Here is a 15596-nt window from a genome sequence, read left to right as displayed (position 1 = left end):
CATATGTCGGACGTTTAGTCTTCCATCTTTTCGTACAACGGCCGCAGGCTGTGCAGGTGCTCGCGCGTGAGCCGCTCGGCCGCGTCGGCGTCGCCGTCGGCCACGGCGCGGTGGATGTCGACGTGGTCGGCGTCGACCTGGTCCCACACGTCGCGCGGGACGCGGTCGCGGTGCAGCCGGCCGCGCAGCACGTCGTTGATCGGGCGGCACATCAGGTGCAGCAGCGGGTTGCCGGTGATGGCGACCAGCGTCGTGTGGAAGTCCCAGTGCACGACGAACCCGCTCGACGGGGCCAGCGCCGACGTGCTCGCCGTTGCCCCCGCCAATGCCTCCAGTCCTGCGGCATCGGCTCGCGAAGCCGCCAGCCGCGCGGCCAGCGGCTCGAGGATCAGCCGTGCCTCGAGCAGGTTCTCCACGCTCATGCCCTGCGCGTTCACCAGCAGCCCCAGCGCGCCGCCCAGGTTCTCGGCGACGCTCAGCGCGTCCGGGCTCGACACGAACGTCCCGCCGGTCGCGCCGCGCGTGGTGTCCACCAGGTTCTGGCTCGCGAGCAGCCGCAGGGCCTCGCGCACGGTGCTGCGACTGACCCCGAACAGCCGGGCCAGGTCGGCCTCGTTGGGCAGCCGGGTGCCGGCGGTCAGCTCCCCGGTGAGGATCTGGTCCTTGAGCTGGTCGGCCACCTGGCGGTACGCGGCCTGAACCCGGCGCACCCGCAGGCCGGCCTGCGTGCCGGCGGTCTCGCTCATCGGTTTCCCCTCGGTTCGAAAAGCTTGGTCCCCGAAGCGTAGGACATCGGGAACGAGTGCGGCACCAGCTGCGCGATTTAAATGTCTGAGGTATTGCCAACCGCAGGTCCGATGCGCATACTTCAGCGCAGATTCCCACCCGCCGACTCCCCGGAGGTGCCGTTTTGACGGTGCACGACGGCCGGCAAGGGCGCTACTACGAGGACTTCGCCGTGGGCGACGTCTACCGCCACCCGCTGGGTCGCACGATCAGCGAAGCGGACAACACGTGGTTCACCTTGCTCACCATGAACACCCACCCCGCGCACTTCGACGCGCACTACGCCGAGCGCACGCCGTTCGGCCGGATCCTGGTCAACTCGGGGCTCACGATCGCGATGCTGCTGGGCCAGAGCGTCTCCGACATCAGCCAGCGGGCGATCGCGAACCTCGCGATGACGGACGTGCGGCTGACGCACCCGGTCTTCATCGGCGACACGCTCTATGGCGAGTCGATCTGCACCGCGAAGCGCGAGTCGGCCTCGAAACCGTACGCAGGGCTCGTGTCCGTGCACACCCGCGGCCTCAACGGCGACGGCGACGAATGCCTGTCGTTCGACCGCACTGTGCTGGTGTACAAGCGGTCCGAGGCGGGTGCCATCGACTCGTTCCCCGCCGCGAAGACCGGCCCGCTGACGCTGGGGGACCGCGCATGACCCGCTCCCTGCCCCTGGCCGACGTCCGGGTGCTCGCCGTGGAGCAGTACGGCGCGGGCCCGTTCGGCTCCGTGCACCTGGCCGACCTCGGCGCCGAGATCGTGAAGATCGAGGACCCCGGCACCGGCGGCGACGTCGGTCGCCACACCCCGCCCTACGCCGAGGACGGTGATTCGCTCTTCTTCGAGGCCTTCAACCGCAACAAGCGGTCCGTGGTCCTCGACCTCACCGACCCCGCGGGCCGCGAGGTCTTCGAGGAGCTCGTGAAGGTCAGCGACGCCGTGTACTCCAACCTGCGCGGCGACGTGCCGGCCAAGATGCGCATCCGCTACGAGGACCTCAAGCACCTCAACCCGAAGATCGTGTGCTGCTCACTCTCGGGCTACGGCATGACCGGTCCGCGCAGCGCCCAGCCCGGGTACGACTACCTGCTGCAGGGCCTCGCCGGCTGGATGTCCGTGACGGGTGAGCCGGACGGCCCGCCCACCAAATCGGGACTGTCCATGGTGGACTACACCGGCGGCATCGTCGCCGCGCTCTCGATGGTCACGGCCGTCCACGCGGCCCGCCGCGACGGTGTCGGCACCGACTGCGACGTGAGCCTCTACGACACCGCGGTCGGCATGCTCACCTACCTCGCGACCTGGCACCTCAACCGCGGCTTCGAACCCGGGCGCGCGCACCACTCCGCGCACCCGAGCCTGGTGCCGTTCCAGAACTTCGAGACGGCCGACTCGTGGGTCGTCATCGGCTGTGCGAAGCAGAAGTTCTGGGACCGCCTGGTGACGGCCATCGGCTCCCCGGTCTGGGCCGCCGACGAACGGTTCTCGACTCCCGCGGGCCGCTACGCGAACTCGGCAGAATGCCTGGGGCACCTGGAAAAGGAGCTCCTCACGCGGACGACGGCCGAGTGGCTGTCCGTGCTCGAACCCGCCGGCGTGCCGTGTGCGCCGATCAACACCATCCCGCAGGCGTTGGTGGAAGAACACACCGCGGCCCGGGGTCTTTTGGTGACAACCGAACATCCCAGGTTCGGTTCCGTACAGCAGGTCGCCTCGCCGGTGCGGGTCGGGGAACCGCGACAAGACCACCACCGCGCCCCGTTGCTGGGCGAACACACCGCCGCGGTCCTCGGCGAGCTGCTCGGCACGTCCGAAGCGGACTACCAGGCGCTCGCCGACCGGGGTGCTTTTGGAACGGACAGGAGCGCGCCGTGGATTTCACGCTGAGCCCCGACCAGGAGCAGTTCCGCGCGATCCTGCGCGACTTCGTCGACGCGGAGATCGTGCCCGTCGCCCGCGACTGGGAACACGAAGGCCGCTACCCGGCCGAGATCGTGGCGAAGATGGCCGACCTCGGCCTGTTCGGGCTGATGATCCCCGACGAGTACGGCGGCGGCGAGGCCGACTTCGTCTCGTTCACCCTGATGTTCGAGGAGATCTCGCGCGGCTGGATGGGCATCGCGGGCATCCTGGGCAGCCACTCACTCGCGTGCTGGATGCTCGCCCACCACGGCACCGCCGAGCAGAAGCAGCGCTACCTGCCCGAACTCGCCACGGGGCAACGCCGCACCGGCATCGCGCTCACCGAGCCCGACGCCGGCACCGACCTGCAGGGCATCCGCACCACCGCGACCCGCGACGGCGACAGCTACGTGGTCAGCGGCACCAAGATGTGGATCACCAACGCCCGCCACGCCGACCCGTTGCCTGTGTTGGTGAAAACCGACCGCACGACGACACCGGCGCACAAGGGCATGAGCATGCTGCTCGTCGACGCGGACTCACCGGGTTTCCAGGTCACGCGCGACATCCCCAAGCTCGGCTACAAGGGCACCGAATCGTGTGAGGTCGTGCTCGACGAGGTCCGGGTGCCGGCGGCGAACCTGCTCGGCGGCGTGGAAGGACGCGGGTTGCAGCAGGTGCTCTCGGCGCTGGAGGTCGGCCGCCTCAACATCGCCGGCCGCAGCCTCGGCATCGCCCAGCGCGCCTACGACGAGGCCCTCGCGTACTCCTCGCAGCGCAAGGCGTTCGGCAAGCCGATCGCCGAGTTCCAGGCCACGCAGATCCGCCTCGCCGAGATGGCGACGCAGCTGCAGGCCGCACGGCTGCTCACCTACTGGTCGGCGTCTTCTTTGGACCGCGGCCAACGCTCCGACCTGCAGACGGGCATGGCCAAACTGTTCGCTTCGGAGGTCGCCCTGCAGGCCGCGCAGGACTCCATGCGCGTGCACGGTGGTTATTCCTACTCCACGGAGTTCGAAATCGAACGCCTCTACCGCGACTCGATCCTCATGACGATCGGCGAGGGCACCAGCGACGTGATGCGCACCGTCATCGCGAAGTCGCTCATCGCGGGGAAGGGCCGGGTCGGATGGTGACCCGCAGCGGGCTCTTCTGCCCCGGCGATCGCCCCGACCGTCTCACGAAGGCGGCCGCGGTGGCCGACGTGGTGGTCGCCGACCTGGAGGACGCCGTTGCGCCGCAAGCGAAAGCCGTCGCCCGGAAGGCGGTCGCCGCGTGGCTGCGGGAACGGCCGGACCTCGCACCGCGGACGTGGGTGCGGATCAACAACGACCGGCACCTCGAAGCCGACCTCGACGCCGTCACCACGCTGGGCATCGCCGGTGTCGTCCTGCCGAAAGCCGAGCTCGCGGGCGTCGCCGAAGTCACCGCCCGCACCGAAGCCGCCGTCTTCGCCCTGGTGGAGACGGCGAACGGACTGCAAGAGCTGCCCGCCCTCGCCCGCCACCCGGCCGTGACCCGGCTCGGGCTGGGCGAGTACGACCTCGCAGCGGAGCTCGGCACCGCCGCGCCGACACTCGCCGAGAACACCGGACCGCTCGCCTGGGCGCGGGCCCAGGTCGTGGTGGCCTCCGCGGCGGCCGGCCTCGCCCCACCACCCGCCGCCGTCAGCGCGGAACTCGACGACCCCGCCGGGTTCCGCGCCGACACTCTGGCGCAGCAGCGCGCCGGGTTCTTCGGCCGCTTGTGCGTCCACCCCGCCCAGGTCGCCGTCACCCACCAAGTCCTCATCCCCACCACCGAGGAAGTCACGCACGCGCAGGAAGTCCTGCGTGCTCTGGAAAACACCGAGAACACCGGGGTCGCCGTGGTCGCGGGACGGATGGTCGATGCGGCCGTCGTCCGCCGCGCCCGCCGCGTGCTCGCCCTGGCCGAAGCAGCCGTCGATCAGCTGATCAAGGAGGACCAGCAGTGAAACGCATCGGAGTCGACGTCGGTGGCACGTTCACCGACCTGATGTACTGGGACGAGGACGGCGCCGTCGCGGTGCACAAGGTCCCGTCCACCCCGCACGATCCGGCACTGGCCACCATGGACGGTGTCCGGCAGCTGAGCGAGCGCCTCGGCATCGCGGTGTCGGATCTGGACCAGTTCCTGCACGGCACCACCGTCGCCACCAACATCGTGCTGGAGCACAACGGCGCGGACGTCGGCCTCATCACCACCGAGGGCTTCCGCGACATCCTGCACATCGCCCGCAAGAAGCGGCCGCTGAACTACTCGTCCTACCAGGATCTGCCGTGGCAGAAGTGGCAGCTCGTCCGCCGCCGCAACCGCCGCGTGGTACCCGAGCGCGTCGACTCCTCCGGCGCGGTCCTCGTGCCGCTCGACGAGGACGCCGTGCGCGAGCAGGTCCGTGTGTTGCGCGACAACGGCGTGCAGGCGATCGCCGTGTGCTTCCTGCACTCCTACCGCAACCCCGCCCACGAGCAGGCGGTGAAGCGGATCATCGAGCAGGAGTACCCCGACGTGTTCATCTCGCTCTCCAGCGAGGTCGCGCCGCAGTACCGCGAGTACGAGCGCTTCTCCACCACCGCGCTCAACGCGTTCGTCGGCCCCAAGGTCTCGCGCTACGTCGACAACCTGGCCAACACGACCCGCGCGGCCGGCGTGCGCGGCGAGGTCGGCCTGATGACGTCGGCCGGCGGCCTGATCACCGCGCGCGGTGCCGTGGACAACCCGGTGCTGCTGCTCACCAGCGGTGTCGTCGCCGGGCTGCTCGGCGGCTGCGCGATCGGCGAGGCGTCCGGCTTCCCGAGCGTGATCACGCTCGACGTCGGCGGCACCTCGGCCGACATCGGCGTGGCCCCCGACGGCAAGCTGCGCATGAAACATCTGCTCGACACGCGGATCGGCGATTACCACGCCATGGTCCCGATGGCCGAGGTCGACACCATCGGCGCGGGCGGCGGCTCCATCGCGTTCATCGACGAGGGTGGCATGTTCCGCGTCGGCCCGCGCAGCGCCGGCGCGACACCCGGCCCCGCGTGTTACGGCCGCGGCGGCACCGAGCCCACTAGCACCGATGCCATGGTCGCGCTCGGCTGGCTGCGCGCGGACAGCTTCCTGTCCGGCACCATGGAGGTCGAGCCGCAGCTCGCGGTGAAGGCGATCGACGAGCACATCGCCGAGAAGCTCGGCACGTCCGTGAGCCACGCCGCCATCGGCATCTTCCAGATCGCGGCCCACGCGATGACCGAGGCGATCAGCCTGCACTCGGTGCGCAAGGGCTACGACCCGCGCGACTTCTCACTCGTCGCCGAGGGCGGCGCCGGACCGCTGTACGCCTGGCACATCGCCGAGCAACTCGGCATCCCACGCGTGATCGTGCCGCACCACCCCGGCATCGCGTCGGCGATGGGCCTGCTGGCCACCGACATCCGCAGCGAGACCCCGGCGACGGTGTGGACCTCCTCGGCCGACCCGGATCTGGAGCGCATCACCGCCGAGTTCGACCGGCTCACCGCGCACGCCGTGGAGCAGCTCGGCGCCGACGGCCTCGCGCCCGAGGACGTGGTGATCGAGCGCAGCCTCGACTGCCGCTACATCGGCCAGGGTTACGAGCTGCGCGTGCCCGCGCCGTCCGGCGAGATCGACGCGGATTGGGTGGCCAGGGCGGCGGCCGCGTTCCACGATGTTCACGAACGAACATATCTGCAGCGGTTCGACGACAAACCTGTCCACCTGGTGAACGTGCGCGTGACCGCGGTGGGCAAGGTCGGGCACGTGCCGCTGGCCGACGTCGAGGCGGGTGGCACCGACCCGTCGGCCGCCGTGAAGACCACCACCGACGCGGTGTTCTGGTCCGGCACCGGGGAGGCCACACCGTTTCCCACCAAGATCTACAACCGCGCGCTGCTCAAAGCCGGCAACGTGCTCGAAGGTCCCGCGATCGTCGAACAGTTCGACTCCACGACCATCATCGGCCCCGGTCAGCGCGCCACCGTCGACCGCGTGGGCCACCTCGTCATCGACACCGCCGTGGCCCAGCCCGGCCGAGCCATCGAAGGAGGCCAGCGGTGACCGCTCTGGACCCCGCCGGCGTTTCGCTCGCCGGAGTCGCCCCCGGCGACTTCACGACCGTCGACGTCGACCCGATCACCCTGCGCGTGATCGGCGGCGCGCTCAACTCCATCGCCAAGGAGATGGCCCAGATCCTCTACCGGATGGCGTACTCCAGCCTCATCCGCGAATCGGAGGACCTCGGCGCCGGCATCTTCGACGCCAATGGGCGCGAGCTGTGCGAATCGGACTCCACACCGATGCACTGCGGCTCGATCCCCGCCTACATCCGCGGGATCAACCGCAAGCTCGCCGGCACCTACCGGCCCGGTGACGTGGTGCTGCACAACCACCCGTACCACGGCGCGGCGCACTCGCCGGACTACGGGATCATGATCCCGATCTTCTTCGGCGGCAAGCACATCGGCTTCGCCGGTTGCACCGGGCACGTGTCCGACATCGGCGGCAACTTCCCCGGCCTGTGCATGGACGTGGTCGACGTCTGGGCCGAGGGCAAGCTCATGGACGCCGTGAAGATCTACGACGGCGGCGTGTGCAACGAAGCCCTCATCCAGCACATCCTCGACAACGTGCGCACCCCGGAGCAGAACGCCGGTGACCTCGAGGCGCTCATCGCGTGCGCGCGGCTGGGCGAACGGCGGTTCGTCGACCTGCTGGAGCGCTACGGCCTCGACGTGGTGATGTCCGCGGCCGACAAGTGGATGGACTACTCCGAGGACATGCTGCGCCGCCGGATCCAGGAGATCCCGGACGGCAGCTACGAGGCTCCGCTGTCCTTTTTGGACGACGACGGCAAGAACCGCGACGTCCCGCTCAAGGTCGCGGTAACGGTGAAGGTCGAGGGCAGCGACATCGTCGTCGACCTCACCGGCTCCCACGAGCAGGTGCCGACCGCGTTCAACGTGCCGTTCGAGGGTTCGGTGCTGCCGACCGTCGCCTCCGCCGTGCGCACGCTGCTGCTCGACGAGGCGCTCACCGAGGAGTTCGTGCCGCAGAACGACGGCTGTTTCCGCCCCGCCAAGGCGTACGCGCCGGAAGGCACGCTGTTCAACCCGGACTTCCCGGCGTCGTGCTTCGCGCGGTTCTCGCAGATCAACCGGATCTTCGACTCGATCAACCTGGCGCTGGCCGACGTGCTGCCGGACCGGGCCGTCGCGGGTTCGTCGGCGGCGCTGTGCGCGATCGCGTACTCGGGCCTGGCTGCGGACGGGCAGTCGTACTGGGTCTACATCGAGATCAACGAGGGCTCCTACGGTGCGCGCAACGGCAAGGACGGCCTCGACTGCGTCGACGCGCTGATGGCCAACACCCGCAACAACCCCATCGAGGAGCTCGAGCTCAACCACGCGATGCTCGCCGAGCGTTACGAGCTGCGCGACGAGCCGCCCGCGCCCGGCCGCTACCGCGGGGGCATCGGCAGCATCCGCAAGTGGAAGATGCTCACCGACACGTTCATCGGCTCGGAGGCGGACAACCGCACCGACCCGCCGCGGGGTCTGGCGGGCGGGCACGACGGCGTGGCGGGGTCGTTCGTGCGCAACGCGGGCACCGAGCGTGAGGAGCTGCTGTACTCCAAGGTGACGCAGGAGAAGTGCGCCGCGGGCGACACGTTGGAGATCAAGCTGCCCTCCGGCGGCGGCTACGGCGACCCGTTCGAGCGGGACGCGCGGGACGTGCGCGAGGACGTGCTCGACGACTACCTCTCGGCCGCCGACGCCCGCGAGCACTACGGCGTGGTGCTCGACGCGCGCACACTGGCGCTGGACGAGGAGGCGACGGCCCGCGTGCGTGGGCAGCGGACGGGAGGCTGACGGTGGAGACCCGGCTCGAGCTCGGGCGGCGGCTGCGCGCCCTCATCACCGTGCTCCCGGGCCCGGCCGGCGGCACGACCGCGACGGTGAAGGACAACATCGACGTCGCGGGCGTGCCGACCACCGCCGGCTCCGCGTCCTTCGCCACCGGCCCGGCCGAGGCCGACGCCGACGTCGTGCGGTCGCTGCGCGAAGCCGGGTACGCCTTGGTGGGCAAGAACAACCTGGCGGAGTTCGCGATGGGTGCGACCGGCCGCAACGCCGCGTTCGGCGACTGCCTCAACGCGTGGGACCCGGCGCGCATCGCCGGCGGGTCCAGCAGCGGTTCGGCCGTGGCCGTCGCGGCGGGGCTGTCGGACGTGTCGCTGGGCACCGACACCGGCGGTTCGGGCCGGATCCCCGCGTCGGTGAACGGGGTCGTGGGCGTGCGGCCGACGCTCGGCCGGGTCTCCAACCGCGGCGTGCTGCCGGTGAGCCCGTCGTTCGACACGGTGACGCCGATGGCGCGCGACGTCCGCACGGCCGCGGCGGTGCTGGCGGCGCTCGACCGAGGGGGCTCGGGGCCGGTCGACGCGCTGCTCGGGTCGGGTGTCCTGCCGCGGATCGGCGTGGCGGGCGGGTTCTTCGCCGTCGGCGTCGATCCCGGCGTGGCGGCGGTGGTGCGGGCGGCCGTCGAGGTGTTCCGCGGGCTCGGCGCGCAGGTGGTGTCGGTGGAGGTGCCGTCGGCAGCGCAGGCGCAGGCGCGGATGCTCGACGTGATGTACCCGGAGGCCGCGGCCGTGCACGCGGCTCGGCTGCGGGACGCGCCCGACAGCATCGACCCTGACGTCCGGCGGCGGCTCCTGCTCGGGCTCGAGGTGCCTCCGACGCGGACGGCGGCGGCGCGGGAGTGGCTCACCGGGTTCCGCGCGCGGGTGGACGCGGTGTTCACCGAGGTCGACGTGGTCCTGACCCCGACGATCCCCGTGGACGTGCCGCTGCGCGAGGGCGTGGACCTCGCGGCGTCGACGCGGGAGATCGCCCGGTTCACCTACGCGTGGTCGGCGTACGGCGGACCGTCGCTGAGCATGCCGGGCGGGCTGCATCCGACGTCGGGCATGCCGGTCGGCGTGCAGCTGAGCGCGGCGCCGTGGCGGGAAGACGTGCTGCTGGGAGCGGCCGCGGCCTTCGAGGGGGCGCGCGGCCCGCTGCGGTGACGCAGGCGTCCACTGTGGCCGGTGGTGGACTTTTCGCGGACCCGATGTTTACGGGGTGGTAATCGTGTCTATCCGCTTTCCATGGCATCGGCGGCAGGGCCCGGCTGCCGAGGCCCTAGGTCTCGCCGGTTGAGTGTTACAGCCGGCGGGGCCGCGCCTCCTGCGTCCGCGCGGTTCGATTCAGCGCACGCGAGTCCGCCGCTTGTGCCTGCGGTGGGCGGCGAGCGCGGCGAGCACCCGCGTCAGTCCGCGCCTGCGCACGACGAAGATCACGGACTCGGCCTGCCTGGCTGGTTTGTCCAGCGGTTTGCCCAGCGCTTTGTCCACCTGGTGGAACCGCGCCAGCCCTCCCTGAACGCCTCCGCGTCGCCACCCGCGTCGGGGTGGTGGGTGCGCACGAACTCCCGGTAAGCGGCCTTTTCCGCGGCTGACCAGGTGCTTCGTGGCTTGTCGGGCACCTGCTCACCTCCGGTCGTCCGTTCCAGCATATGGCCGCGTCTTAACTCGGACGGTTGAACCCTGCAGGCTCTGGGTACCTGCACTGCGCTCGATCATCGCCCGACAGGGGAGGGGCCACCACCATGACGGAGGATTCGCGGCCGCCCGGCGCCGCCACGGCCGTGTTCAACGGCCCGGACACCGCGGAGGCCGCACGGGTCACGCTGAGGGCCATGCTGGCCCACGTGCCCGCCCCCGTGGTCGGCGACGCCGTGCAGCTCATGGACGAGCTCGTCACCGACGCCACCCGCGACGGCGCCTCCTTCCGCGCCCTGCGCCTCGGCCTGGCCGCCCACCCGCCCCGCCTGCGCATCGACGTCGAACGCGACGAGCCCGACGAACCCCGCGTCACCGCGATGTCCCCGGAACGCGTCGAAGGCCGCTTCCTCCTGGAGGAACTCGCGTCGACCTGGTGGTCCCACACCCTGGGCTCGATCTCGGTGACGCGCGCGGAGCTGGCTCTGCCGTTGCCGCGCTGATCAGCAGGCGTGTTCGTCCGGCGAGCCGGCTGAAGGGCCTCGGTCTCGTAAACCGCGCAACTGGCTCCGCCTCCGCCGGCGGTCGCGTTCGCCCCGCGGTTCGGCGGGGCGGGTTCCACGGGTCGCGTGGCCTGATAGCCTCGGCGCCGGACCCGCGCCGTCCTTGCCGCGCTGATCAGCGGGCCCGCTCCACCCGCCGTTCGCCGGGTCCGGCGAGCTGGCTGTCGGGCCGGGCCCGCCGATTCGGTCTCGTGACTCGCGTGGCTGACTTCGTCCCGCGGTTCGGCGCGCCGCGGGCCGCTGCCGCGTCGGCCGCTTGGCCTCCTCGCCGGACCGGCGCCGTCCTTGCCGCGCTGATCAGCGGGCCCGCTCCACCCGCCGTTCGTCGGGTCCGGCGAGCCGGCTGCCGGGCCGCGCCCGCCGACTCGGTCTCGTGACTCGCGTGGCTGACTTCTCCCCGCGGTTCGGCGCGCCCGGGCCGCTGCCGCGTCGGCCGCTCAGCCTCAGCGCCGGACCAGTGTCGCCGCCGCTCTGATCAGCGGGCCCGCTCGACCGGCCGTTCGTCGGGTCCGGCGAGCTGGCTGTCGTGCCGGGCCCGCTGACTCGGGTCTCGTGACTCGCGTGGCTGACTTCTCTCCGCGGTTCGGCGCGCCGCGGGCCGCTGCCGCGTCGGCCGCTCAGCCTCAGCGCTGGGCCAGTGTCGCCGCCGCGCTGATCAGCGGGCCCGCTCCACCCGCCGTTCGTCCCACACCGGTTCCGCGGTTTCGCGCACCACGCCGTCGGAGCCGAAGACCAGGTAGCGGTCGAAGCTGCGCGCGAACCAGCGGTCGTGGGTGACCGCGAGGACGGTGCCTTCGTAGGCCTCCAAGCCCGCCTGCAGGGCTTCGGCCGATTCGAGGTCGAGGTTGTCCGTCGGCTCGTCCAGGAGCAGGGCGGTGGCGCCGCCGAGTTCCAGGAGCAGGATCTGGAAGCGGGCCTGCTGGCCGCCCGACAGGCGGTCGAACGGCTGGTCACCCTGGCGTTCGAGCTCGTAGCGCCGCAGCACCGCCATGGCGCCGCCGCGGTCCTTGGCGTGGGTGGTCCACAGGATGTCGACCAGGGTGCGGCCGGTGAGCTCCGGGTGGGCGTGCGTCTGGGCGAAGTGGCCGGGCACCACGCGGGCGCCGGTCTTCCACAGGCCCGTGTGCGCGACGTCGCCGCCCGCGAGCAGGCGCAGGAAGTGTGACTTGCCGGACCCGTTGGAACCCAGCACGGCCACGCGTTCGCCGAAAAAGATCTCCAGCGAGAACGGCTTCATCAGGCCCGTGAGCTCCAGATTTTCGCACGTCACGGCGCGCAGGCCGGTACGTCCCCCGCGCAGCCGCATGCGGATGTCCTGCCGACGTGGTGGCTCCGGAGGCGGGCCGGCCTCCTCGAACTTGCGCAGGCGCGTCTTCGCGGCCTTGTAGCGGGACGCCATCTCGTCGCTGCGGGCGGCGTACTGCAGCATGTCGAGCACGAGCTTCTTGAGCTGCGCGTACTTCTCGGCCCAGCGCCGCTTCAGCTCTTCGTAGCGGGCGAAGCGATCGTCGCGCGCCTCGTGGTAGGTCGCGAACCCGCCGCCGTGCACCCACGCGTCGCTGCCCGCCGGCCCGGGCTCCACGCTCACGATCTTCTTCGCCGCCCGCGCGAGCAGCTCCCGGTCGTGCGAGACGAACAGCACCGTCTTGCGCGTCTCCGCCAAGCGGGCCTCGAGCCAGCGTTTGCCGGGCACGTCGAGGTAGTTGTCGGGCTCGTCGAGCAGCAGCACCTCGTCCGGGCCGCGCAGCAGCGCCTCGAGCACGAGCCGCTTCTGCTCGCCCCCGCTCAACGTGCGCACGAGCCGCCACTGCGCCTTCTCGTACGGCACGCCGAGCGCGGCCGTGGTGCACACGTCCCAGGTCGTCTCCGACTCGTAGCCGCGCACCTCCGCCCAGTCGCTCAACGCCTGGGCGTACTTCATCTGCGCGGCCTCGTCGTCGACGGTCAGCAGCCGCTCCTCGGCCGCGTCCACGGCCGCCGCGGCGGTGCGGATGCGCTCGGGCGACACCGACACGAGCAGGTCTCGCACCGTGCGCTCGTCGCGGACCGAGCCGACGAACTGGCCCATCACGCCCAGCCCGCCGGACACCGTCACCGTGCCGCCGTGCGGCTTCAGCTCACCGGAGAGCAGGCACAGCAGCGTCGTCTTTCCGGCGCCGTTGGGGCCGACCAGCGCGACGACGGCACCGTCGGAGACCCGGAACGACACATCACCGAGCAGGGGCCGCCCGTCGGGCAGCGAGTAGTCGAGGTGCGCGATCTCCAGGTGACCCATGGACGCGCACTCTACCGGCGGGCCCGGCGGACGCCGTCCGATTTTCCGCCGGGCCCCGCGACTGTGTCCAGTCCGAAGTGGACGGACTCACGCCTTCCGCTGCATGTCGCTGCGCGCCGGGTTGCCCTGCTCCGCCGCCTTGGGGTCCTTCTCGTCGGCCTTCGCGCGGACACCGGACTCGATGCGGTCGCCGAGGTCCTTGTCCACGTTGTGCCAGTATTCGAACGCCCGCTGCAACACCGGCTCACTCACCCCGTTCAGCAAGTGACCGACGATGTTGGAAACCAAACGTTCCCGCGCCGCGTCGTCGAGGACCTCGCGCACCATCGTGCCCGCCTGGCCCCAGTCGTCGTCCTCGGAGTGGTCGACGTAGGCCGAGCGCGTGATCTCGCCGTCGGCGTGCCAGCCGGCCGGGGTGCCGTAGCGCTCGACGTCGGCGCTCGGGCCACCCTTCGAGTTCGGCGCGTACACCGGGTCGGACACCTTGGTGTAGCGCATCGCGCCGTCCTTGCTGTAGCTGTGCACCGGCGACTTCGACGCGTTCACCGGCAGCTGCTTGTAGTTCGGCCCGATGCGGTAGCGGTGCGCGTCGGCGTAGGCGAACAGCCGGCCCAGCAGCATCCGGTCCGGGCTCGGCCCGATGCCGGGCACGAGGTTGTTGGGCTCGAACGCCGCCTGTTCGATCTCCGCGTGGTGGTCGGTGGGGTTGCGGTCGAGCGTCATGCGGCCGACCTCGATCAGCGGGTAGTCGCCGTGCGGCCACACCTTGGTGAGGTCGAACGGGTTGAACCGGTAGCCCGAAGCGTCGTCGTACGGCATCACCTGCACGGACAGCGTCCAGCTCGGGTGGTCGCCGCGCGCGATCGCCTCGAACAGGTCGCGGGTGTGGTAGTCGGTGTCCGCCGACGCCATCTGGTCGGCCTCGTCCTGTGTGAAGAACTCCATGCCCTGATCGGTTTTGAAGTGGTATTTCACCCAGAACCGTTCGCCTTGTGCGTTCACCCACAGATAAGTGTGCGAACTGTAACCGTTCATGTGCCGCCACGTGCGCGGAATACCGCGGTCGCCCATCAGCCACGTCACTTGGTGCGCCGACTCGGGGGACAGCGTCCAGAAGTCCCACTGCATGTCGTGGTCGCGCAGGTTGTTGTCCGCCCGGCGTTTCTGCGAACGGATGAAGTGCTGGAACTTCAACGGGTCTTTCACGAAGAACACCGGCGTGTTGTTGCCGACCATGTCGTACACGCCTTCGCTCGTGTAGAACTTCAGTGCGAACCCACGCGGATCGCGCCACGTGTCGGGGCTGCCCCGCTCGCCGGCCACCGTGGAAAACCGCGCCACCATCTCCGTTTTTGTGCCCGGCTGGAACACCGCGGCCTTGGTGTACGGGCTGACGTCGGCCGTCACCTCGAACCGGCCGAACGCGCCGCTGCCCTTGGCGTGCGGCTGGCGCTCGGGCACGCGTTCGCGGTTGAACTGCGCCATCTGCTCGATGAGGTAGTGGTCCTGCAGCAGGATCGGCCCGCCCGGCCCCACGGTGAGCGAATGTTCGTCGCTTTCCACCGGGATACCGGCGTCGGTGGTGGTGGTCCGTTCCGTCTGCGTCATTTCGCCATCTCCTCGTGGTGGGATTCGAACACGGGTACCCGGCGAACACGGGCTCACACGTGGGAACTCACTCACGTAGGAACCACGGGACCTCAGTCAGGTGGAAGCTCAATCGGGAGGAAGCTCAGTCGCGCCCCCAGCAGGGTGTCGGCCACGTGTTGGAGATGGCGCCGCATGTGTTCGCCGGCGCTCACGGGGTCCCGGTCGCACAGTGCTTCGACGATCAACGTGTGTTCGTCGTGGTAACACGAACGCAGCTCCGGCGTGGACGTGCGCCGCTTGAGGCTGCCCCACACCGGCATTGAACGCGCGGTGTTCATGACGTCGAACATGTTCATCAGCAACCCGTTGTGGGCCGCGACGGCGATCGCGCGGTGCAGCCCGGCGTCGGCGCGCTCGAAGCCTTCGAAGTCGCCGGCCGCGGCCCCCGCGCCGAGCGCGGCCCCGATTCGGTCGAGGTCCGCCTGCGTGGCCACCCGCGCGGCCAGCGTCGCGACCTGTGGTTCCAGCAGCTGGCGCACCTGCATGATTTCCGCCGGGCTCGTGTCGGCAGGAGCGGGCTCCACGTGCTGCGCCGCCACATCGGTGAGAAACGTGCCGCGCCCGACGTGCCGGATCACGAGCCCGTCGCGTTCCAGCGAATCCAGTGCGCGCCGCACGGCACTGCGCGGCGCGGAAAGCCGCTGCACGAGGTCGCGTTCGGTGGGCAGCTTGGCGCCCGGGCCGAGGCTGCCGTCGGCCGCGCCTTCGTCGAGCAGTGCGCGCAGGGCGTGTTCCACCGTGGTCATGGGCGCACTCTACCGAACGACTTGAGACCAATCGAGACCAATAGGCGAAGCGGTGACCAGAACAAGTCCTGCATATCGACAACAGATGCCGAGACGCGTACGGTCGATCATGT

13 protein-coding genes are annotated in these 15596 nt (G+C 70.6%); 8 read left to right on the top strand and 5 right to left on the bottom strand.

Annotation, left to right across the window (positions count from 1 at the left end; genetic code table 11):
• Positions 1-14: 14 nt before the first annotated feature.
• Positions 15-746 (bottom strand): FCD domain-containing protein, encoded by a 732-nt coding sequence (locus tag AB0383_RS15240; protein WP_366187565.1) that lies wholly within the window; start codon positions 744-746, stop codon positions 15-17.
• Positions 747-916: 170 nt separating this feature from the next.
• Between AB0383_RS15240 and AB0383_RS15235 the strand changes: the two genes are divergently transcribed.
• From AB0383_RS15235 to AB0383_RS15205, 7 genes are read left to right on the top strand one after another with little or no spacing between them, the layout of a single operon-like run.
• Entirely contained in the window at positions 917-1441 is a 525-nt protein-coding gene (locus AB0383_RS15235; protein ID WP_354872803.1) for a MaoC family dehydratase, read from the top strand.
• Positions 1438-2670, top strand: coding sequence for a CoA transferase (locus AB0383_RS15230; protein ID WP_364175305.1), 1233 nt, complete (start codon positions 1438-1440; stop codon positions 2668-2670). The genes AB0383_RS15235 and AB0383_RS15230 overlap by 4 nt, the downstream gene beginning before the upstream one ends.
• Entirely contained in the window at positions 2655-3821 is a 1167-nt protein-coding gene (locus AB0383_RS15225; RefSeq protein ID WP_366187564.1) for an acyl-CoA dehydrogenase family protein, read from the top strand. Before AB0383_RS15230 ends, AB0383_RS15225 begins: the two co-directional genes overlap by 16 nt.
• On the top strand, positions 3815-4660 hold the full coding sequence (locus AB0383_RS15220; protein WP_366187563.1) for an aldolase/citrate lyase family protein: 846 nt from the start codon (positions 3815-3817) through the stop codon (positions 4658-4660). Before AB0383_RS15225 ends, AB0383_RS15220 begins: the two co-directional genes overlap by 7 nt.
• Entirely contained in the window at positions 4657-6768 is a 2112-nt protein-coding gene (locus tag AB0383_RS15215) for a hydantoinase/oxoprolinase family protein (RefSeq protein ID WP_366187562.1), read from the top strand. The genes AB0383_RS15220 and AB0383_RS15215 overlap by 4 nt, the downstream gene beginning before the upstream one ends.
• Positions 6765-8579 (top strand): hydantoinase B/oxoprolinase family protein, encoded by a 1815-nt coding sequence (locus tag AB0383_RS15210; RefSeq protein WP_366187561.1) that lies wholly within the window; start codon positions 6765-6767, stop codon positions 8577-8579. The genes AB0383_RS15215 and AB0383_RS15210 overlap by 4 nt, the downstream gene beginning before the upstream one ends.
• Before the next feature lie 2 nt (positions 8580-8581).
• Positions 8582-9775, top strand: coding sequence for an amidase (locus AB0383_RS15205; protein WP_366187560.1), 1194 nt, complete (start codon positions 8582-8584; stop codon positions 9773-9775).
• Between the two features lie 180 nt (positions 9776-9955).
• On the opposite strand, the gene AB0383_RS15200 is transcribed toward AB0383_RS15205, so the two are convergent.
• Positions 9956-10102, bottom strand: coding sequence for a hypothetical protein (locus AB0383_RS15200; RefSeq protein WP_366187559.1), 147 nt, complete (start codon positions 10100-10102; stop codon positions 9956-9958).
• Between the two features lie 254 nt (positions 10103-10356).
• Here AB0383_RS15200 and AB0383_RS15195 point away from each other — a divergent pair, with 254 nt between their 5' ends.
• A complete protein-coding gene (locus tag AB0383_RS15195; RefSeq protein WP_364175324.1) occupies positions 10357-10752 on the top strand; it encodes a hypothetical protein in 396 nt (131 codons plus the stop codon).
• Positions 10753-11467: 715 nt separating this feature from the next.
• On the opposite strand, the gene AB0383_RS15190 is transcribed toward AB0383_RS15195, so the two are convergent.
• The 3 genes from AB0383_RS15190 to AB0383_RS15180 form a co-directional block, all read right to left on the bottom strand.
• Positions 11468-13087, bottom strand: coding sequence for an ATP-binding cassette domain-containing protein (locus tag AB0383_RS15190; protein ID WP_366187556.1), 1620 nt, complete (start codon positions 13085-13087; stop codon positions 11468-11470).
• 87 nt (positions 13088-13174) lie between these two features.
• Positions 13175-14695 (bottom strand): catalase, encoded by a 1521-nt coding sequence (locus AB0383_RS15185; RefSeq protein WP_366187554.1) that lies wholly within the window; start codon positions 14693-14695, stop codon positions 13175-13177.
• A gap of 92 nt (positions 14696-14787) precedes the next feature.
• Complete coding sequence (locus tag AB0383_RS15180; RefSeq protein WP_366187552.1) at positions 14788-15483, bottom strand: FCD domain-containing protein; 696 nt, start codon at positions 15481-15483, stop codon at positions 14788-14790.
• Positions 15484-15596 lie beyond the last annotated feature (113 nt).

The sequence above is a fragment of the Amycolatopsis sp. NPDC051373 genome, assembly GCF_040689465.1.
GTDB lineage: Bacteria > Actinomycetota > Actinomycetes > Mycobacteriales > Pseudonocardiaceae > Amycolatopsis.
This window is presented reverse-complemented; position numbering and strand designations above follow the sequence as displayed.

Bases quoted from the DNA above. Each gene is read 5' to 3' on its own strand.
- AB0383_RS15195 (WP_364175324.1), top strand. From the start codon at position 10,357: ATGACGGAGGATTCGCGGCCGCCCGGCGCCGCCACGGCCGTGTTCAAC.
- AB0383_RS15240 (WP_366187565.1), bottom strand. From the start codon at position 746: ATGAGCGAGACCGCCGGCACGCAGGCCGGCCTGCGGGTGCGCCGGGTT.
- AB0383_RS15190 (WP_366187556.1), bottom strand. From the start codon at position 13,087: ATGGGTCACCTGGAGATCGCGCACCTCGACTACTCGCTGCCCGACGGG.
- AB0383_RS15185 (WP_366187554.1), bottom strand. From the start codon at position 14,695: ATGACGCAGACGGAACGGACCACCACCACCGACGCCGGTATCCCGGTG.
- AB0383_RS15220 (WP_366187563.1), top strand. From the start codon at position 3,815: ATGGTGACCCGCAGCGGGCTCTTCTGCCCCGGCGATCGCCCCGACCGT.
- AB0383_RS15230 (WP_364175305.1), top strand. From the start codon at position 1,438: ATGACCCGCTCCCTGCCCCTGGCCGACGTCCGGGTGCTCGCCGTGGAG.
- AB0383_RS15180 (WP_366187552.1), bottom strand. From the start codon at position 15,483: ATGACCACGGTGGAACACGCCCTGCGCGCACTGCTCGACGAAGGCGCG.